This window comes from Streptomyces flavusporus (genome assembly GCF_046267975.1).
Classification (GTDB): domain Bacteria; phylum Actinomycetota; class Actinomycetes; order Streptomycetales; family Streptomycetaceae; genus Streptomyces; species Streptomyces flavusporus.
Map to the genome: position 1 here is coordinate 9,976,726 of NZ_CP176503.1, position 19,867 is coordinate 9,996,592.

Genomic DNA, 19,867 nt, shown 5'->3' on the forward strand with positions numbered 1-19,867 from the left:
TGCGCTGTGTAGTGATCACTGGAGGAGGATGCGGTGGCGGAGTAGGGGGAACCCGGCTCGGCCGTGCATCTGCCTCATGATCTTCTTGGTTCGCGTGTTGACGCCCTCGGTGCGGCCGTTGTGGTACGGGAGGGTGAGTCCGGCGTCGACGGCGGCGCGGTCGAGTTCGAGGTCGTTCGCGAAGGAGTGCAGGTGGGGCAGGTCGGCGGCGCGGACCATCGACTACATCGACGCCTGGCTGTACCGGGGACCCAGCACCGCTCCAACAGGAGCCTTGGCAGCCACAACCGACCCCACGTGCACAGCGGTCGACGCAACCACCACACGATGCACCTTCGGGTTCGTCATGGGCGAAGGCTGGCTCCAGAACGCCGACGGCACCTGGCACCTCCACGTCAACGCAACCGCGCTGGACGGCGACTATCACCGCACGGCAGCGGCTTCCGTCAACGTCCAGCGAGCCTCGAAGTTGACGACTAACGCAGCACCTGAGCCTGTAACTAAGGGCAAACCGATCACCGTTACGGGCGCACTGAGCCGGGTCAGCTGGAACGATTCCCAGTACTACCGCTACGCTACTCAGCCGGTGCGCCTGCAGTTTCGCACACCGAGCGGAACCTACAGCACCGTCAAGACGGTGACCGCCAGCTCCACCGGCTACCTGAAGACCACCGTCACCGCCACCCGGGACGGATACTGGCGCTACAGCTACGCTGGCAACACCACCACCGCAGCAGGCAACGCACCAGGCGACTACCTCGACGTACGGTAACAAGCAGCACCGAGTGCCGGACTCCGGTCATCGCGCTGGATATCGTCGTTTGCCGAGCCGCGGGCGCCGATGAAGACCACGGCTCCACTGATGACCGCGGAGATTCCCGGTGAGTTTGCCCAGGACATCTCATCCGGGCGGCCGAGGGCACACGCACACTGCGGGATGCGCCGTCCCTGCCGCCCGGGCCTTCATCCGCTGGTACCGCGACTCCGACCGCGACCCGAAGGCGCTCCCCAAGCTGTTCGAGGACTGGGAGACCGAGACCATATACGCCGACGACTGGGCCCGCGCTGTTCCGCCCGCGCCTCCCGCCAGCCCACCTGCCCCGCCCGGCCTCACAACGCGCGGACGAGGCTGAACACGACGCCGTTTCTCAGGCGTTCCTGCCGGGGAGGACGGTGAGCACACTTGCGTCCCACTGGGTCCAGCTGTCGGGCCCAGTGGTGCGGCCCGCGACGGCGGACGACGAGGTCGAGATTCCCCTGGTGTTTCCGGGGCTGAATGTCAGTCATTGCTCCGCCCCCTTCCACCGAATTGGAAGCGTCAGCCTCGATTCGTCAGCGGGGTTGCATCGTTGATCGGCGTGGCGGTTCGCCCTGTCTGTCCCGCGTGATGGCGGGTGGGGCCGTCGCATGACGCTGCGGATGCGCCGGGTTCCACGGGCCCGGGGGTGGTACTCGTCTCCTCCGTTCTGGTCTTCGTCGGGGCGGTGTCCACTCGTCAGGTGACGGACGGGAGTTCGGTGAGCCTGCGCCAGCAAGTGGTGAATGCCTCGGCCCAGGGCCAGGTGGCGTCGATACGGAGCCAGCGCCTTCGGGCGTGTTTCGCGAGGCGTGCGGGCAGGTGGTAGAGACGAAAGCGCATGGTGGAGGGCTCGGCGTCGGCCAGGCCCTCGATGTCGTGCAGGCTCAGCAGACGGACCCAGGCGTCGAGGTCTGCGGCCAGGTTCGCAGCGAGCATCCAGCCGCGATTGACGTCGAAGGACTGCGAGGGCAGGTTGTGCAGGCCCAACGCCTTGTTCGTCCGCACCCGGTCCTCCACTTCGGCGTGATCGCGGTGGAGCACGTCGAGGAACTGCGGCTGGTGGGTGCCGGCAATGCCCCACATCCGGCCGATGTTCGTCGCGGTGATGCTGTAGCGCCAGCCGGTCCTCTTCTCGAAGTCGGTCAGCTTCCTGGCCTGCCGGCCCGAGGGCCGGACGCGGCAGACGATCAGCCGGGTGCCCTTCGGCCAGCCCGTCCGGGTGTTCAGCCCGGTCAACTCTGCTACGAAATAGCCCTCCTGGAGCGAGCCGTCCTGCTTCAGCGAGGTCTCCCACGCGCTCGCGGGCAGCTTGGCGATCGCCTTCTCGTCGTCATCGGTGATCTTCCAGCCGACCGAGAAACGCACCGCGCGCCGAGCGGTGTTCAGCGCGACCAGATGCTCCAGTAGGCCGTGGGTGGCGCCCGCTCCGTCGACGCGGATGAGGAGCTTGGCGGCGCTGGAGTGCGGTATCTGCGCCAGTGCGGCGGCCAGGACCCGCAGGTGGTCGACGACCGTGTTCGCACCGGCGTTCCCGGGCCGCAGTTCCATCGCGAGGACCTCGCCGGTGTTCGCGCACCAGGCAGCAAGCGGATGGAAGCCGAAAGTACCCTTGAAGGTGGCCGCGGCTCGCTCCTTCTTTGACACGGTCGTGATGATCGTGGCGTCCATGTCGACCACGATCCAGCCCTTCAGGTGCCGTCCCGCGACCGTCAGCCAGGGGAAACCGCCGGGCCGCAGGTGCAGCAGGGACCACACATGGCGCCGCACCCGCCGCCGGGCCTTCGCGATCAACACCAGGGTGGTGTCATCCAGGGCCGCCAGCGTGCGGCGGATGGTGGAGTCCGAGGTGGCCGGGCCGAACAAGGGCCGGTGATGCAGGCCGAGTTGCTCGGCCTCGCTCAGGTTCGCCGCGCCAAGCGCGATCGCTACCGCGAGCCGGACCACCACCGTCGCACGGTCACGCCAGCCGCGCCCCGTGCCGACCGGTAGCACGGCGGCGAGACCACCCGTCAGCCCGACCCGGTCCGCGCACTTGCGCAACAGCACCGCTCCCGCATGTCCGACCAGCCCCCGCCGTCGGTCCGCACGCGCAGACCACGGTCCCACCCTGTACGCTCGCTCACCAGAAAGGTCAGGGTCCCTTGCATGATCGAGATCTGTCCGGTTGTTCGGGATGACCCAGAGTTGGGTTGGGTGTCCTGCTTCGGGCAGGGGGTGAACGCAATGCAGGCACGGACCCGGTGATCATGTGAGTGTCGAAGTCCCATGACCACTTGGCGAGTCCGTGCCTGCTCCTGCATCTTCCCCTATGCCCTCGGGCCTGGGCCAACTGGCCCTGGCCCCTGCCCCGGCCCCGCTGTCGGACGCGGTCCGTCTGTGCGATTTCCTGGCCCACTTGCCCGATCCACGGGGCGTTCGTGGGCGCCGCTATCTGCTGTCCGCGCTGGTGGCCGCCGCGGCGGCGAGTGTGCTGGCCGGTGCCCGGTCGCTGACCGCGATCACCGAGTGGATCACCGACGCCCCGGCGTGGGCCTGCCGGGCGCTGGGGTTCCCCATCGACCCGCTGACCGGCGAGGTGTCCACACCGCACCCCCACACCCTGCGCCGCCTTCTCGTCCAACTCGACGGCGACAGCCTGGACCGGGCGATCGGCGCGTTCCTCGCAGCCCGCACCCGCCCGGCCGGCCCCTCACTGCGGGCGGTCGCGGTGGACGGGAAGACGGTGCGTGGCTCGCGCACCGCCACCACCCCAGCCGTCGCCCTGCCGGCCGCGATGGAGCACACCGGCAGTGTCCTGGCCCAGCGTCAGGTAGCCGACAAGAGCAACGAAATACCCGCCTTCGCCCCGCTGTTGGACACCCTCGACCTCACCGGCACTGTGATCACCGCGACGCCCTGCACACCCAGCACGCCCACGGTGCCTATCTCCGCGCCCGCGGCGCCCACTACATCGCCGTCGTCAAGGCTAACCACCCCGGCTTGTTCGACCGCATCCGCCGCCTGCCATGGCGCGACATTACGCTGGACCACTACGACCGCACCCGCGCCCACCACCGCGAGGAGATCCGGCGCCTGAAGACCGCCGCGTTCGCGCACCTCGACTACCCCGATGCCGCCCAGGCCCTCCAAGTCGTGCGCTGGAGACAGGACAAGACCCGGGGAAAACTGACCATCGAGCGGGTCTATCTGATCACCAGCCTGCTGCCCGGTGCCGTCAGCGGTGCCCAGCTCGCAGCATGGATCAGAGGCCACTGGCACATCGAAAATCTCCTCCACCACGTCCGTGACCGCACGTTTCGCGAGGACGACTCAAAGATCCGCACCGGGGTCCTGCCCCGCGTCATGGCCAGCCTGCGCAACCTCGCCATAGGCACCCATCGCCAGGACGGCCACACCAACATCGCCGCCGCACTTCGCCACACCGCCCGCGACTACCACCGGCCCCTGACCGCCCTCGGCCTCACCGGATGAACCCGGACAGAAGCTGATCATGCAAAGGACCCTGCCAGAAAGGTGCCCTGACTCTTGTGCCGATACGACGTAGACACTCGCATTCTCACAGGTCAAGGCACCTTTTCTGCTACTGGGGCGTCAGATCACCCAATTCCGCTGCATAGCCAGGGCTAATGAGACGGGACAGTTGACGGTGGGGGCGGCAAGCGATCGTCTCTATCACGGCCTACGATCGGGGCGACATCACTCCATCGGCTCCAGGATGCGGTCGAGTGTCCGGCGCCCCATTGTGCTCATCGTCGGATTGCTCTCGACGTAGTACCAGACGACACCCATCGCCTGTTGGAACGCCCATGCCTTGCCGCGCTCCCACTCCAGATCGTCACAAACCAGTGTCCGCCGGAGCACTTCCCGCGGGCCTGGCTGCAACAGGTGCCAGGCGCTGACCAGATCCAGCGCGGGGTCGGCCGGGCCGAAGCCGCCGGTGTCGAGTACGCCGCTGAGCCGGTCTCCCGCGACCAGTACATTGCCGGGAATCAAGTCACCGTGGCTCATCACGTCGGCACCCGTGCGTGGCAACTCCCGAAAGTGGCTCCACACCTGGCGCAGCCGGGGCACGTCGAGCAGCCCCTTGCTCTCCTCGAAGCACTTCGCCATCCAGTCGTCGTGGTGAGCGAGAACGCCGCCACGACCTTCGCCGCTGAAAAGCCGCCCCCGCGTCTCGGCGTCCCGCAGGGCTGCGATGAAGGCCGCAAGGTCCTCGGCAAAAGCGTCCGACCCACTCGGGTCGGCATCAGAGGCGACCGTTCCCGGCAGCCATGTCTGGACCGACCACGGCATGGGGTAACCCGCTCCAGGCTTTCCCAAGGCGACGGGTTCCGGGACGGGGAACCGAGACACCTGTGCCAGCTCCGCGCTCGCCTTGGTTTCCTGTTCCAGAACCGCCAGCGCCTCGGCAGCATCGGCCAGACGCAGTGGGAAACGCGCAGAGAGGTCGTTCCCGATGCGGAAGATGGCGTTGACCGTCCCGGTCGACGACAGGGGTTGGATCGCCTTGCCGCTCCACTGAGGGAACTGTTCTTGGATCAAGGTCGCAACGATTTCGGTGGTCATGTCCACTTGATCATCGTGCATGGTCACTCTTGCAGGCCCTTCCACTGGTCCAGCTCGAAACGCCGGAACCACACCAAATCAACTGAGACGACAGCCAGTATTCATACGCCAGGGTCCAGATCAACTGAGATTTTTGGCCACCCAGGTGTCTCAACCGTTCTGGTCGCCCCAGATCACAGCCGCGGCTTCGGACCAGATCATCTGAGACGGGACAGATCCGGTTCGCCCGAGAACGACGTCGACAGAGTGTCGCCGTGCCGTCAGCTGGCAGTATCCTCCATGAATCCTGACTTTGACGAGTCCCCTTGTTCATCTCGTCACGGTTTCGACGAGCCTCTGAACCCACTTGCGGCGATAAACGCGATAGCCGCTGATGACGGCCTTCACGATTTCCTCGCTGTTGATGGCGACAAAGACGATTGGGAACGGGAGATCCCATACGAGCGCCGCCATAAATGTCAGCGGAATGGCGATCAGCCACTGGCAGGCCAGATCCGCCCTCAATATGTAGACCGTGTCTCCCCCGGCCCTCAGGAGACCGTTCTGGAGAGTCATGCATGTCATCCGGAAAATGAACACGAATGCCAAGACGACGGCGGTGTCCCGCGCGACGCCGATCGTCTCGCCGTCGATGTCCCCGTAGATCTTCCCCACCCAGAAGCTGGTCAACAGCAGGAGCAGACTGCATACGGCCGCGACAGCCGTGCTCCAGATCAACAGAGCCTTGCTCATGGACCATGTGCGCTCTTCGTCGGCGCCTCCCCCGATGCTGTTCCCGATGAGCACCGCCGCCGCCGTGGCCACACCGTTCGCGAAGGCCACGGCGGTGTCTTCGATCGGGTTGATCATCGACAGAACCGCCAGCTCCTGTGTGCCGGCCCGACCGACGATGATGCTGTAGAAGAAGATTCCGATCGCCCACGACATCGAACCGAGGGATACCGGAAGGCCGACACGCCAGATCTTCTGCAGGATTCCGTTGCCGATATCGTCGCGGAGGTCCCGGATGCGGAAGGCCATGGGGTGGCGCCTTCCGTACAGGTACACGATGAACAGAAGGCATTCCGCGTAGGTGCTGATGACGGTTGCCCAGGCCGCCCCGGCCAGTCGCAGTTCAGGCATTCCCCAGTTGCCGAAGACAAGACCGTACGCCAGAGCCACATGGAGGAACAGGCCGATCAAGGCAAGATTCATGGCCGTCTTCGCCTGACCCAGGCTCCGCAGACTCGCGGCCAGCACCGATATCACAGCGAAGGGAATGATCATCGGAATCACAGTTCTGATGTATTCGGTACCCAGCGATATCAGGCGGGGATTCTCCGTGCCCACCGCCATGATCTCCCTCGCCCAGACGAAGCAGACGGTGCAGATGACCACGGCGATCGCGCCGGCGATCACAACGGTCAACGCCGTGGCCTGGCGGGCTTTCTGCACACTGCCGCTGCCCCAGAACTGTGCGACGATGACCGCGCCGCCATTGGCCGTTCCCAGCATGGCCATGATGACGATGAAAATGACGCGGCTAGAATAGCCGATGGCGGCTATCTCATCGGTACCCAGGTGCGATACGAAAAGTGCGTCGACAATTGTCCTGGACGAGGACATGAGGGACTGCAGCGTCACAGGAACCGCCGTGGTGCACACCAACACTATGAACCTGCGGTCGAGCGCCAACCTGAAACCGCTGTGCACCCCCTCTCCCGCGCCGTCCACCGTATGCGTCACGGTCATGCCGTCTCATCTTCCCGAGTGCGTTGGAGTTCACGACTGTCAGCCTGCGCGGGCGGGCCGGGGATGACGGTCTCGTGCCCTTCCCCCCGGCCCGCGACGTTCCGGCGCGGTCGCCGGTGGCGCGGTCTCAGCGCAGCGCTTTGGCTTCCGGAGCCACGACCTTGACAGCGACACGCTCGGCTTCCCGAAGGATGGTGTCGCGGAACTGCGTGCTCAGCTCGAGGACAGGGGCCAGAACGCGGCACTCGTCGATGCTCTGGTCGCTGTAGGGCAGGGCGAGCCCGGCCAGCGGGACACCTCGCGAGAGGCGTGCTCGTCGAACATCGTGCTGATCCAGGGGGCGGGAGCGTGCGTCTGGCGATCGGCACATTCGCCGCCTCGCTGCCGCGGACTCACCCTCGATCCGCCCCTCGCCGGAGGATCTCAACCTCGAACCACGGAACACTTCTTGTCAGCTCCGAACCATCCCCACTGGGAGCAGGACAGTCCCGGGGACGCGCCGTGGACCGACTGAGCGAAGATCCACCGCTGCTCGGCTTCTGCCGCCGAACTCTCAGTTGGCGCCACCAAGGCTGCGGATCATCCGGCTCCACAGGTGCGTCCGGCAGCGCCGAAAAGGCGCCGGCCTTTGCGTGCCAGCTGCGGAAGACGCCACGGAACATCGGGGGGGCTCGTGCGGTAAGGGGCCCCTCAAAGAAGCCACTGTGCTCTCCTTCGCTGTTCCGTGACCGCTAACGTGATCGTTAACGTGACCGCTAACGGGATTCTCGCTCAGGGGAGCAGATTCCGTCAACGCCCGCCGCCAGACGGCTCACGATCCGCCGGTGGCGTTCTGGCGCTGCCTTGCTCTCGTGGCAGTGCCGGGCTGGTGATGGCGCGGCAGGCCGGTGAACCTGATTGACTTGGACACAGGGCGGCACAGGAACAGAAGTGAGTGGGCAGCGTGGCCGGACAGCAGGAAACGGAAGACCAGCGGGCGGGGGGTGTGAGAACCGTCAAGCGCGTCACGCTCCGCGACGTTGCTCAGGCGGCAGGCGTGTCTCATCAGACCGTCTCCCGGGCGATCAACGGCAAGGGGGAGATCGACCCGGGGACTCAGCAACGCGTGCTCGATGTCGCAAGGCAGTTGCGGTACCGGCCCAGCCGGTTCGGCCGGGGGCTGGTCCGCCCGGACGTCGTATCCGTCGGGCTCATCGTCCCCGACGTGGTCAACCCCTTCTTCCCAGAGTTCGTGGCAGGAGTGATTGCGGCCGCGGACGAACGCGACTGGCAGGTGCTCGTGGCCAGCACCGAGAACGATCGGTCCCGGGAGCTGGCCTTGGTCCGCTCACTCGGCCAACAGGTTGACGCTCTTGTCGGCTACATCAGCCATCCCGATGCGCAGCTCGAGCCGTACGTGGGCACCGTGCCGCTGGTTCTGGTCGATCGCGGGCTGGACTCGTCGAACCACGCGTTGGTCGACATCGACACCGCGGCCGGAATCCGGGCCGGGATGCAGCACCTCATCGACCGGGGTCACCGCCGGATCGGCATGATCGACTGCGAGTGCGTGAGCGCCCCAATGGTCCGGCGCCGCACCTTCCTCGAAGTCGTCGGCGAACATGCGCTGCCCGTCGACGAGGGCTGGGTTGTCATGGGTGAGCAGTCCCCGGCCGGGGGCGCCGCCGCGTTCGAGGCGCTGTACGCCGCGCGCCCAGACCTCACCGCCGTGGTCGCCTTCAACGACCTGGTTGCGATCGGCGCGCTCCGGGCCGCCCGCCGCCTCGGCGTCCAAGTACCGGACGACTGCGCACTGGTCGGCTACGACGGGCTGAGCGTCGTCGATCTGGTCGACCCGCCACTGACCACCCTCCACCTCGACAAGCGACGGCTGGGCGAACTGGCCATCCACCAAGTCGACCAACTCCTCGCAGGCGAACTGCCACCCCCTATCGTCCTGACACCCAGCTTGAATGTCCGCGGCACGACGTGACCCACCTTTGACCTCGATCCGTGAGCGGGTTCGGTCGCTGAGTGGCTCGGTGGTTCGCCCGTAATATCCCCTGACGTCGGGGGTGGGCGGTCGCGTGACGCTGCGGCTGCGCCGGGTTCCGCGGGCCCGGGGTGGTGCGGGTCTCCTCCGTTCTGGTCTTCGTCGGGACGGGCCGGACCGTCAGGTGACGGCGGGAAGTTCAGAGAGTCGCTGCCAGCAGGTGGTGAACGCGTTGGCTCAGGGCCAGGTGGCCTCGATGCGGAGCCAGCGGCGGCGGGCGTGTTTCGTGAGGCGGGCTGGCAGGTGGTAGAGGCGAAAGCGCATGGTGCCGGGCTCGCATCGACCAGATCGGCGGGTCGCGTAGCGCCGGGAGCCTCACCCAGGCGTCGAGGTCGGCGGCCAGGTTCGCGGTGAGCATCCAGCCGCAGTTCACATCCCAGGACTTGGACGGGAGGTTGTGCAGGCCCATCGCCTTGTTCGTGGGGCACCCGGTCCTCCACTTCAGCGTGATCACGGTGGAGGACGTCGAGGATTTGAGGCTGGTGGGAGCCGGCGATGCCCCACATCCGGCCGATGTTCGTCTCGGTGATGCTGTAGCGCCAGCTGGTCTTGCGCTCGAAGTCGGTCAGCTTCTTGGTCTGCCGGCCCGACGGCTTGACCCGCCGGACGATCAGCCGGATGCTCTCGGGCCAGCCCTCCCGGGTGTTCAGGCCGGTCAGCTTGGCCACGAAGTAGCCCTCCTGGAGGGAGCCGTCCTATTTCTGGGAGGTCTCCCAAGCTGTCTCGGGCAGCTTCGTGATCGCGGCCTCGTCCTCATCGGTGATCTTCCAGCCGACCGAGAAGCGCACCGTGCGCCACGCGGTGTTGAGCGCCACGAGATGCTCCAGCAGCCCGTGGGTGACCCCCCTCGTCGACCCGGATGAGGAGTTTTGCCTGGCTGGAGTGCGGTACCTGGGCCAGTGCGGCGGCCAGGACCTGCAGGTGGTCGGCGACGGTGTTGGCCCCGGCGTTGCCGGGCCGCAGTTACATGGCCAGGCACTCAGAGGTGTTCACGCACCAGGCGGCCAGCGGGTGGAAGCCGAAACTGCCCTTGAAGGTGGCCGCCGCCCGTTCCTTGCGGCGCTTTCGCGGTCTGGTCGAGTCCGGTGCCATGAGCCTGTCGGAGGTCGCCAAGGAGACGGGACTCAACTGGCGGACGGTCAGCAAGTACCTGTCTGCCGACGGGCCCGTGTCACCGCCACGCCGGTCACCGAGCGGACGGTCCCGGGCGAGGGTGATCGACGAGTTCGCGCCGCTGGTCGACTCGATGCTGCGGGCGGAGATCCTGATGAAGGCCGCCGTCATCCACGAGCGTCTGGCCACGGAGTACGGATTCACCGGCAACTACCAGCGGACCAAGCTCTACGTCCAGGAAGCCCGCCCCAGGATCGCCGAGGAACTCGGCATCACACCAAAGGAGTTGGCGGGCATGCACCGCCGCTTCGAGGTGATCCCCGGAGCCCAGGCTCAGGTGGACTGGGGCGACGAGGGCAAGGTCCTCGCCCACGTGGGCATCGCGAAGGTCTACTCGTTCCACATGACGCTGTCGTACTCGCGCGACCCGTTCTGCTGCTTCACCACCAGTCAGGACCTGCAGACCTTCTTCGACTGCCACCGCCGGGCGTTTGCCCACTTCAGCGGGGTGCCAATGACGATCGTCTACGACCGCACCAAGACCGTCGTCCGCCGCCACGTCGCCCCCGGGGAGGCCGTCCCGCTGCACCCGGAAGCGGTCGGCTTCGCCGGCCACTACGACTTCGACATCGATGTGCTGGCCGCCTACCGGCCCACCGGCAAGGGCCGTGTCGAACGGCAGGTGCTGATCGTCCGCGACCACGTCCTGTCCGGGCGGGCCTTCTCCTCGGTCGAGGAGCTGGACGCCGCCTTCCTGGCCTGGGTGCCGCAGCGGCGAGCCCAGATCCACAAGACTCACCGGGAGGTCATCGGCGAGCGGGCGGCCCGTGACCACGCGGCCCTCAAGCCGCTGCCACCGACCCCGTATCTGGTGGCCGAGCGGCATCTGCGGCCGGTCGGCAAGGACTGCCTGGTCGCCTTCGGCGGCAACCTCTACTCGGTGCCCGCCCGCCGCGTCCGCCCGCGCCAGCTGGTGGAGATCCGGGCCACGAAGTCGCAGGTCATGCTGCACTCAACCGCCCCCGACCTCAGTGGCGAGACGCTCCTGGCGGTGCACCCGCGGGCGGTCGGCCGCGGGACCCGAGTCGTCGAAGAGAGCCACTGGGACGGCCTGCCCACCGGCAAGGGCCGCCGGACCACCACCGGTGACGTCCCGCCCCGGCCCCGGCACGAACCGCCCTCGGGCGAGGCGGCCGGGCCGCTGCAGGCCCTGCTGAAACGGGCCGCCGCCACCCAGATCGAGGTCGGCCGCCGACCGCTGTCGGTCTATGACGAGCTGACAGGGACCCGGCCCTTCACCACCAACCGAGCGACGAAGGAATCCTCTTGAGCGAGCTGACCGGCAACCGCATCCGCACCACGGCCGGCAAGCTCGGCCTGGCCTTTTTCGCGGCGGTGCGGGATGACCAGGCCGGTGCCCCGGTAGCCGCCGTCCGCGATGACGGTGGTTTTACCGACGGCCTCCTTTGCGCCGGACAGCTCCCATGCCTTGCAATCGTTGCGGTTACCGGGCAGTGGTCGGCCGACGGCGACGACGAGCCGGGTGTCGGCGTCGATGACGACCTGGTGGTTGGTGGAGTACCGGTAATTCTTCGACTGCTCGGCAACGGTGTGGTCGCGGGTGGGCACCAGGGTGCCGTCCACGATCAGCACGGTGTCCCGGCGGAACCGCTTGCGCTGCTGCAGCGCCAGCGCCGGGCCGAGGTGGTCGATGATGCGGTCGGCCGCGGACTTCGACACCCCGAACAACGGGGCGAGTTGGCGCAGTGTGAGGTTGGTGCGCCAGTACGCAGCGACCAGTAGGACCCGGTCCTCCAGCGGCAGGCTCCAGGGTCGGCCCTTGCGGACCGGGTCCGCGCCTTCGCCCCGCAACGCGGTGATCAGCTTGCCGAACTGACGCGGGCTCAACCCGATGAACGGACCTATCCAGGACGGCTCCGACGCCGTGATCACACCAGCCACGGCGAGATCATTTCAGTTGCCGTCGCCCTTTCCTGGGGCCGATCCTGTGCGCTCGGTCAACGAGGAGGACATCGTGGGGCTCGTTCTGTTCCCAGGAGACGACGACACCAGTAGCCCGGACTTGTCCTGGTCCTACACCGGCTTCGGAGTGTTCCGGCGGTGGCTGGCGCAGGCCGAGGAGTTCGCACTCGACGAGATGCACGACTTCGGTGGACAGCGCCCCTGGAACGATGTCTCCACCACCCTGGCGCCACTCCTCAATCATCCCGACGACGGCCCCGACCTCACGCCGATCCAGTGCGCCGCGATCCTGCCCCGCCTGCAGGAGATCGCCGACCAGCCTCAAGAGGGAAGCATCGACCCGCTCCTCCAACGGCACATCGACGACGCACGTCAGTTGGTGGTCGTCCTGCAGCTCTGCATCGAGAAGGATGTCGACCTCCTCTTCGGCTGACGTCGGCCGGCGTTACCGGCTCACTGTGACCAGCAGTTACGGGACAGCTCTCAGGTCCTGCCCTTTCAGGTCCGCGATCGCGCGGCCGGTCGACCGGCTGAGGAGGGCGCACCACTTGGCCACCTGCAGAGCGGCCTCGGACACCGGGCGGTGGCGTCCAGCTGCAGGAGGACCCCCTGGGCGTCGACCTCGGCCTGCCGGTACTTCAGCGCCTCCTTCCACCGCTTGTGGGCATTCTCGGTCCACACCTCACGCTGCTCCGGGAAGCGCTCCGCCCGTGCCAGGGGATCAGCGTGGTGGACAGCTTGTCCAGGTAGTGGTCGATCGTCCTCGCGTAGCTGGCGTACGTGGCCCGCCTCGACTCCCGCAGGGCCCGGAGAGTTTCGGTCCGGACCTGGTGGCGGGCCGTGCTGCGGCTGAGGAGCGCTGCGGTGGCATCCGTCACCGCTGTGCCGAGAGCTCCGACGGTGGCGCCGAGAACCGCGGTGAGTCCTGCGTCCATCGCGCCACTGTGGCGGCCGGCGCGCGGACAGCACGAGACGATGATCAGCCATCCGTCAGAGAGCCGTCGTCCGGGGAGCGCATACGTCCGGGGGACGACCGGCTACCAGCTCCGCCCGTCCGTCGTTCGCAGGGCAAGGACGCAGCACCGAATCATGGAGGCCGGGATGGGACGAGACGCCAAGCGCGCGAAGCAGGCGCGGCGGGACAGGCGCCTGCGTGACGCGGCGCGCGGGGTCCCGTCGGCCACCGTCCACGAGGTGCGCACCCCTGAAGACCTCCGTGACGCCCTCTCCGTGATGCTGCCGCAGCCCAAGACCGGAGACTGGCGCCCGGACGTCATCGGCGTGGACAAGCTCTCCCTGCAGGCTGGCTATGACGGCTGGCCACTCATCAACGGGCACCGGATCACCGAGGCGACGTGCGCCGCGCTCCAAGCCGACCGTCCCGAGCAGGCCGCCGACTTCGTCTTCGAGGACCTGGTCGCGATGGCCAAGGAGATGGGCCCGCCGGACCTCAGCGGCCTCGCCGAGGCCCTCAGCGCCATGGACGGCGGCTGCTCGGGCCTCCAGCTCGACCACGAAGACGGCAGTATGTCCTGCTCGCTCGGGCAGGACTGCCCTGGCGTTGCCCTGCCGCACGCCGGGTGGACCGACTGCCGCGCACAGGGGCCCTGTGCTCACTGCGACGGCCCTCCGGTCAGGTGGGAGTGCGACCGGCAGAGAAGCTGACCGAGAGACAGCGCGCCCCGGGCAGCCGCGGCCGCCGCCGTCGTCGCCGTGTGCCGCCCAACCCTTCCTTCGCCCCATGGACCGCTGCGAGGTGGGCGGGGCTATGTGGCCTTGAGGTCGTCGTCGTCCATCTGCTGCTCGATTTCCCGGGCCGTCCTCATCAGTTCGAGGGCCTCGCGGCGCAGGTCGCTGGCGCGCTCGCGCAGCTGCCGGATGCGCCGGCGCTGCTGCTCCGGGCTGTACTCGTTGACGTACTGCCCGCGCGGCCCCACCAGCAGCCCCTCAGCGACGAGCTGGCGCACCGCGGCCGCGGCTTCCTTGGTGCCGATGCCGAACGTCCGGGCGATCTCGTCGCGGTTCATGAACCGCTCGCCGGGCAGGTAGCTGCGGTGGATCACCGTCCGGATGAGCCGGTAGGCGCGCTCGGTCGGGGTCATCGTGCCGACGCTGTAGAGCCGGTAGCCGTCGTGGAGGGTCACCAGCCCCTCGGTGGCGAGCTGTTCCAGGGCGGACCGGACCACGGGTGCAGACAGCTGGAGATCCCGAGCGATCTTGGCCAGAGCGGGCAGACGGGTGCCCGGCTCGGTACACGACAGCCGCACCCACCGGCGCACCGACTCCACGTCTTCCTCGCTCGCCACCACGTTGTCCGCAACCGCCATGCCTGCGCTCCCCATCCAGGTGATCCGATGCGAGAACCAGCCTGATGGGCCGCACGATGCGGGCGCCACGAAATTGCACCGGATTGCGCGAACGGGCCCGCACAGGCCGGATACGCGCTGGTCCGTCGGCGTCAACGGCCCTTGATGACCCGGCTGATCACGTACGGAGCTTCCTCAGCCACAGAAAACAGTGGCTCCAAGAGCGGCTCGTACACCGGGTCTGTGGTGGGCGGGCTGGACTCGGTCATCAAACACCCCGCTGCTTCCTCCTTTCGGCGTACCCACAGCACCGTGGGGTCCTCGCCGTCGGTGAACGTCAGGCCGTCGCGGGCCAGGGTCTGCTGGTAGGCGGCGAGCATCGCGTGGACCATCGGGAGCTCATCGGGCCGGTAGGGGGCGGACACCGTCGCCCCCTACACCACCGCCCCGTAGCATCCCCTCAGCGCGCGACCAGCCGCGGCTGCCCGCAGGCTCATGGTGTGGACTGGCCCGGCACCGACGCCAGCTGGTGACGCTGCGCACCCAAGAGATGGCGGGCTCGCAGACCAGGTCCGGGCGGGACGCCATGCGGTCGAGGGCGCGCCCCCGAACACGACCCCGCGCTGCCGTGGCGGGTCGCGCAGCGGGACCAAGCCGCACACGGCGGGCGTTCCGTCCGCCGTGTGCGGCTTGGTGACTGAAATCGTGTGCGGGGAGTCTCTCCGCGCGTCCTCACCGCCTCACGCGACGGTGTAGATCGTTCGCCAGTTCTCAGGGTCCCCGTCGGGGCCGTTCTGGATCCAGACGCTGACCTCGACCTCCATGCCCTCAGGGATGTCGATGTCGTAAGGGACCTCAAAGCAGTTCCCGTTGTTGCCGTCCACGTCTTCGGCATAGGCGATTTGAATGTTCGGATCGGAGGTCCGCGCGGGCCACTTGACTCGGGCCAGCGCCCGGCGGCTGTCGGTCGCTGTATCGCACACGCGGAGGTGTTCGCCGTAGTCGAGGAACTCCGCCCGAGCCCCGACAGTGCTCACGCTGGCGTCCGCCCAGGCCGGTGACGCCGTGAGCAGGGCCAGTGCCCCGATACCCACAGCAGTCCCAGCCGACAGCAGGAATTTTCTCGGTCGTCTCGTCATCGCTGTTCTCCTCGCTCGCGTCCGTCCTGACACGCGATCATCAAATTCGCAGGCAAGGAGGTTCACAAGCACTCCTTCGGCCATACTCGGCCAGGCCAGGGCGGAGGCTGGCCGACGGGCGCCGGTCCGCCCCCGTGTTTTCGCTCTTCAGGGAGCGGGTCTGGCCGTTGAGGTTGTAGCCGCGCAGGTCGTGGATGGAGCCGCCGCTGCGGGCGACGCACACCCACCGACCGCTGCAGTTCCGCCTCTCGTACACGCGGCCGGCGTCGGCCGTACGGGCACGACCGTGTCATCGGGCAGGCAGAACTGGGCATCGTCGTGGATGACACGGGGCGTCTGCTCTCATTCGGCCGCGTGCAGGGCGTCGATGCACTGCTGCATGAGCGCACGCCACTCGTCGGCGCCGTCCGCGTTCTCCAGGCCAGGGTGCGGCTTGTGCCGGTGGCCGCCCGCCCAGGCAATGATGCGCACCCGATGCTGGTCGCCGTCGACGGGGTGCACGAATGCACCCGCGCCGCTAGTGTCTCGTGATCCTGATTGTGTTACTTCGAGTTGTTATTGACGAGTTTCTTCACGCTGGTCTGGACGAGTCGGACCTTGGCGAGGATCTCGTCGGCGGTGGCGGTCCAGGTGAAGGGCTTCGCGTTTTCGTTCCAGGAGTTGATGTAGTCGCGGATCTGTTTGACCAGGACGTTGACGCTGGAGAACGTGCCACGGCGGATGGACTGCCGGGTGATGATCCCGAACCAGATCTCGTCGGGTAGGACCGCTGCATTGCTGCAGCGGTCCCCCCTCAGAACCGGCCGTGCCCGCTTTCCAGGCAACCGGCTCAAGCAAGCCCCTTGGGCTCGCGGGCGAACAGAAGTGCTGGTCACCGGCCGGGGCCAGTGGCCAGCCGACGCCGGCAGTGGGTGTGTATCAGGCGTGAGGCGGCGGGTTTGTCCGGCTTGCCGTTGCCCGCTTCGGCGGTGACCGCGTGTTTGCGGATCGCGATGCGGGTGACCTTGAGCCACTGCTCCCACTGGTCGGGAGTTTGCGGCTCGTGGTCGGCGTGCAGCAGCAGCCCTCCGCAGAGCGGACATCGGCCGTCTTGCATCTGCAACAGATGCAAGGTGCCCTTGCCCAGCGGGAGTTTGCCGCGGCGGCACCGCTTGGCCCAGAAGTCGGCCAGGGCGGGATCGTCGGTTGACGCCCTCCCTGGCACCATCCGGTGCCGGACGATCGGCGTCCAGGCGAACTTGTAGAGGTAGAAACCGCTGGTGCGGTCCCCGAATACCCATGTGTCCTGCCTGAACGGGTTGAACATGGCGAAGTACCGGGCAGTCACCCAGCGCATCGGCTTGTTCGGGTGGGAGAACTTGGCCCACTTGTAGACCAGTCTCCACACGTAGGCGTCCAGCGAGTTGAACGCCCGCTTGGACACCCCGATCCGGTAGTAGGCAGCCCAGCCCTTGATGATCGGGTTGAGCTTGGCGATCACCGCGTCGGCGTTGGCCCCTCGCAGGGCCAGCACCTCGGCGGCAAGCCGTTCCCGGATCCGCCGCAAGGCCGCGTTGCTCGGTTTGGTCAGCAGCTTGCTGCGGTAGCGTCGGATGTTGAACCCCAGGAAGTCGCAGCCCTCATCGAGGTGGACAATGCGCGTCTTGTCCTCGTTGAAGGCCAGGCCCCGGGGCGCGAGCCACACAGTCAGCCGCGCCTTGACCTGCTCGGCCTGTTCCCGAGAATGACACAGGGCGAGAAGGTCGTCGGCGTAGACGACCAGAACCGGAGAATCGCGCGCCAGAATCGTGGCATCACTGCCGAGATTCTGGTAGCGGACTCCAGCAGCCTTTCCCATGCCGTGCAAGGCGATGTTCAACAACGCGGGACTGATCACCCCGCCCTGGGGAGTTCCCTCCACCGTGGGGGTGAACCAACCTTTCTCGACCACACCCGCCTTCAGCCATCCGGCGATCATTCCCCTCCCGGGAAAGGAGCCCAATGACGCGAGCAGGTGATCGTGGTCGATTCGGTCGAATGCCGCTTTCAAGTCCGCGTCGAGCACCCACAAGCGTTTGGCGTTCTTGCCGCTCGCCGTCGTGTGGATGGCAACGATCGCGTCATGACAGCCACGGCCTGGACGGAAACCGTAGACCTTCGGTTCCAGCCGTGCCTCCCACTCGGGCTCCAGTGCATTCAGCGTCAGAGCTTGAAGGCATCTGTCGGCGATCACAGGAATTCCAAGTGGGCGCTGCTTCCCATTCGCCTTGGCTATATACACCCGCTTGACGGGCTTGGGCTTCCACGGGGCCGCGCCATGCTGGACCCAGTCGGCCAACTCGGCCTTTCCCTGGGGCAGCAGGACGACTTTCCCGTCGATGCCCGCCGTCTTGCGGCCAGCGTTGACTTCCGTGACCCGCCGCACACTCGCGAGTGTGTTGGCGCGGGAGCGGAGCATCAACTTCTGCAGATTCCTGACCTTGGCCAGGTCTCCTGCCTGCGATGCCGTGAAGATGCGTTGCCGCAGACGCCGTACGTCGTCCTCGACGGTCCGCCAGTCGATCGACGGCCAGTCGGTGATCTCGTCCTCCGGTCCGTTCGCCATGCCGGCTGCGGTCGCAGCGGCTTGCGCCGCCCCAGCCACGTGTGTCGTCACGGCGTCCAACTTGCCCTTCGGTTCAGGTGTCTTTGGTCATCGTTTCTTCACGGGCTCACCAGACCCACGTCAGCGCCCTTTCAGGCCGGGACATCGGCCCCTATCCGGCCAGTTATGCGGGGACCACCGACGGAGGTGTCAGCGCATGGTTCCCGGTTTCCTGTTGCCTTTCGGCGACCGGCATTCGCTTGCTGGGTCTTCCTGCGCCCGCTGGAGAGTTGGGCCTTCCTTGCGGTTGGCTTACCAGGTCAGAATTGCATTGCCTGGACTCCATCGGGGTTGTCACGTTCCGCATGAGAGAGATGCTGCCGGTGAGGGGGCCCTCTGCACCCCGGGGACGGCGGTGCACTCCCGACTGGCCAGATTTCCCCAGTCGGCGCCTGCCGATTTCCAGCGGCCAGTCCCTATCTCTCGCTGAAACGACCCATCGGCGAGAGTGCTCATGACGAGGCATCATCAAGGGTTCATTCGCATTCACCCGTCCGGCATTTCCCAGCCTGTAACCCCCGGATGGAACGAGGATCCTTGGGCATTTCCCCAGGCTTCGCACCCCGCGATTACTCACGACGCACGCTGAGGCGGGAACGAGCCCTGTGCACTGGCTCGGGAGCTACACCTTCGACATCAGTCGATCCTCCTTCGGTGAGTCCGCTCTTCTCAAGCGGCTTTCGTGTCGCACGATCTGGTTCAGCCACGAGGACCCGACAGGGGTGAAATGGAAGTGGACGTGCGGGTTCTTCGCCAGCCACGCCTTCACGTCCGGGGTGGTGTGCGTGGACAGGTTGTCCAGGACGACGTGGATCTCCTTTCCCGCATGCGGCTTGACGGCCTTTTTCAGGAACGCCAGGAAGTTCGCGCCGTTCCGGCTCGGCTTGCACTCGCCCAGCACCTCACCGGTCGTGACGTTCAGCGCGGCGAACAGGTTCGTGGTGCCGTGCCGGACGTAGTCGTGGGTGCGCTGCTCGGTGGCCGCGAAGGCCACCGGCAGCACCGGCTGGGTCCGGTCCAGGGCCTGCACCTGCGTCTTCTCGTCGACCGACAGCACCACGGCGCCACCGGGCGGGGCCAGGTACAGGCCGACGATATCGGCGACCTTCTCCGCGAACGCCGGGTCTTTCGAGATCTTGAAGGTGCCCGAACGGTGCGGTTTCAGATTCTCCTCACGCCAGACCCGGGCAACGTAATGCCAGGACACCGAGATGCCCTCGCGCCGCTTCAAGTGGTCGGCCAGCGTTCGCGTCGACCAGTGCGAGAGCCCGGAATCCGCCGGCGGGGACATCCTCGTCAAGGCGATCACCCGCGCCCGCGTCCGAGGCGGCACCTGAGTCCGCGGCCCGCCCCGGCGTTTGTCCTCCAGCCCGGCAACACCACGCTCGGCATAGCGGGACTTGCACCGGTCCACCGTCAGCGGAGCCACACCGGCGAGCTCGGCGATGCCCTTTCGGCGCCGCCCCTCGGCCGACCACAACACGACCCGCGCGCGAAGCGCCACGACAGCCGGCACATGCCGCGAACCCGCCAACTCCCGCAGCTCAGCAATCTGTTCAGAGGAGAGATCCATAC

At 67.1% G+C, this 19,867-nt stretch carries 16 protein-coding genes and 3 pseudogenes; 7 read left to right on the forward strand and 12 right to left on the reverse strand.

From position 1 onward, the window contains the following. Positions 1–15 precede the first annotated feature (15 nt). Positions 16–216, reverse strand: a pseudogene (locus tag ACKTSN_RS47270) (ISL3 family transposase); the annotation flags it as partial. A gap of 58 nt (positions 217–274) precedes the next feature. Between ACKTSN_RS47270 and ACKTSN_RS47275 the strand changes: the two are divergent. After that, on the forward strand, positions 275–772 hold the full coding sequence (locus ACKTSN_RS47275) for a hypothetical protein (RefSeq protein WP_409474667.1): 498 nt from the start codon (positions 275–277) through the stop codon (positions 770–772). A 723-nt stretch (positions 773–1,495) separates the two neighbouring features. Here ACKTSN_RS47275 and ACKTSN_RS47280 read toward each other — a convergent pair. Then, on the reverse strand, positions 1,496–2,905 hold the full coding sequence (locus tag ACKTSN_RS47280) for an IS1380 family transposase (protein ID WP_409474668.1): 1,410 nt from the start codon (positions 2,903–2,905) through the stop codon (positions 1,496–1,498). 202 nt (positions 2,906–3,107) lie between these two features. Here ACKTSN_RS47280 and ACKTSN_RS47285 point away from each other — a divergent pair. Together ACKTSN_RS47285 and ACKTSN_RS47290 are read left to right on the forward strand one after the other, a co-directional pair. Continuing rightward, a pseudogene (locus ACKTSN_RS47285) lies at positions 3,108–3,398 on the forward strand (transposase family protein); the annotation flags it as partial. Then, positions 3,326–4,270, forward strand: a complete 945-nt coding sequence (locus tag ACKTSN_RS47290) for an ISAs1 family transposase (protein ID WP_409475110.1) — start codon at positions 3,326–3,328, stop codon at positions 4,268–4,270. The pseudogene ACKTSN_RS47285 and the gene ACKTSN_RS47290, both read left to right, overlap by 73 nt. A 225-nt stretch (positions 4,271–4,495) precedes the next feature. On the opposite strand, the gene ACKTSN_RS47295 is transcribed toward ACKTSN_RS47290, so the two are convergent. Together ACKTSN_RS47295 and ACKTSN_RS47300 are read right to left on the reverse strand one after the other, a co-directional pair. Next, the gene (locus tag ACKTSN_RS47295; RefSeq protein ID WP_409475111.1) at positions 4,496–5,386 is read right to left on the reverse strand and encodes an aminoglycoside phosphotransferase family protein; all 891 of its coding nucleotides are present in this window, start codon (positions 5,384–5,386) and stop codon (positions 4,496–4,498) included. Between the two features lie 288 nt (positions 5,387–5,674). Further along, a complete protein-coding gene (locus ACKTSN_RS47300) occupies positions 5,675–7,096 on the reverse strand; it encodes an MATE family efflux transporter (protein WP_409474669.1) in 1,422 nt (473 codons plus the stop codon). 934 nt (positions 7,097–8,030) lie between these two features. Here ACKTSN_RS47300 and ACKTSN_RS47305 point away from each other — a divergent pair. Then, positions 8,031–9,068 (forward strand): LacI family DNA-binding transcriptional regulator, encoded by a 1,038-nt coding sequence (locus tag ACKTSN_RS47305; protein WP_409474670.1) that lies wholly within the window; start codon positions 8,031–8,033, stop codon positions 9,066–9,068. A 1,027-nt stretch (positions 9,069–10,095) separates the two neighbouring features. Then, positions 10,096–11,571: an IS21 family transposase gene (gene istA, locus ACKTSN_RS47310; RefSeq protein WP_409474671.1), complete on the forward strand. Its 1,476-nt coding sequence runs from the start codon at positions 10,096–10,098 to the stop codon at positions 11,569–11,571. Positions 11,572–11,609: 38 nt separating this feature from the next. Here istA and ACKTSN_RS47315 read toward each other — a convergent pair. Next, positions 11,610–12,203: pseudogene (locus ACKTSN_RS47315) on the reverse strand (transposase family protein); the annotation flags it as partial. Between the two features lie 73 nt (positions 12,204–12,276). Between ACKTSN_RS47315 and ACKTSN_RS47320 the strand changes: the two are divergent. Then, on the forward strand, positions 12,277–12,657 hold the full coding sequence (locus tag ACKTSN_RS47320; RefSeq protein ID WP_409474672.1) for a hypothetical protein: 381 nt from the start codon (positions 12,277–12,279) through the stop codon (positions 12,655–12,657). A 668-nt stretch (positions 12,658–13,325) separates the two neighbouring features. Then, on the forward strand, positions 13,326–13,889 hold the full coding sequence (locus ACKTSN_RS47325; RefSeq protein ID WP_409474673.1) for a hypothetical protein: 564 nt from the start codon (positions 13,326–13,328) through the stop codon (positions 13,887–13,889). A 101-nt stretch (positions 13,890–13,990) separates the two neighbouring features. Here the strand turns inward: ACKTSN_RS47325 and ACKTSN_RS47330 are convergent, their stop codons facing one another. From ACKTSN_RS47330 to ACKTSN_RS47360, 7 genes are all read right to left on the reverse strand, one after another. After that, on the reverse strand, positions 13,991–14,551 hold the full coding sequence (locus ACKTSN_RS47330; protein ID WP_409474674.1) for a GntR family transcriptional regulator: 561 nt from the start codon (positions 14,549–14,551) through the stop codon (positions 13,991–13,993). A 131-nt stretch (positions 14,552–14,682) separates the two neighbouring features. Next, positions 14,683–14,955 (reverse strand): hypothetical protein, encoded by a 273-nt coding sequence (locus tag ACKTSN_RS47335; protein ID WP_409474675.1) that lies wholly within the window; start codon positions 14,953–14,955, stop codon positions 14,683–14,685. Between the two features lie 315 nt (positions 14,956–15,270). Continuing rightward, positions 15,271–15,669 carry a hypothetical protein gene (locus ACKTSN_RS47340; protein WP_409474676.1) on the reverse strand — a complete coding sequence of 133 codons (399 nt, stop codon included), beginning with the start codon at positions 15,667–15,669 and terminating at the stop codon, positions 15,271–15,273. A 342-nt stretch (positions 15,670–16,011) separates the two neighbouring features. Next, the gene (locus tag ACKTSN_RS47345) at positions 16,012–16,170 is read right to left on the reverse strand and encodes a hypothetical protein (protein ID WP_409474677.1); all 159 of its coding nucleotides are present in this window, start codon (positions 16,168–16,170) and stop codon (positions 16,012–16,014) included. Positions 16,171–16,211: 41 nt separating this feature from the next. Then, entirely contained in the window at positions 16,212–16,502 is a 291-nt protein-coding gene (locus tag ACKTSN_RS47350) for a hypothetical protein (protein ID WP_409467919.1), read from the reverse strand. 38 nt (positions 16,503–16,540) lie between these two features. Next, positions 16,541–18,253: a group II intron reverse transcriptase/maturase gene (gene ltrA / locus ACKTSN_RS47355; protein ID WP_409467920.1), complete on the reverse strand. Its 1,713-nt coding sequence runs from the start codon at positions 18,251–18,253 to the stop codon at positions 16,541–16,543. A 661-nt stretch (positions 18,254–18,914) separates the two neighbouring features. Beyond that, the gene (locus ACKTSN_RS47360) at positions 18,915–19,865 is read right to left on the reverse strand and encodes an IS630 family transposase (protein WP_409474678.1); all 951 of its coding nucleotides are present in this window, start codon (positions 19,863–19,865) and stop codon (positions 18,915–18,917) included. Between the last annotated feature and the right edge of the window lie 2 nt (positions 19,866–19,867).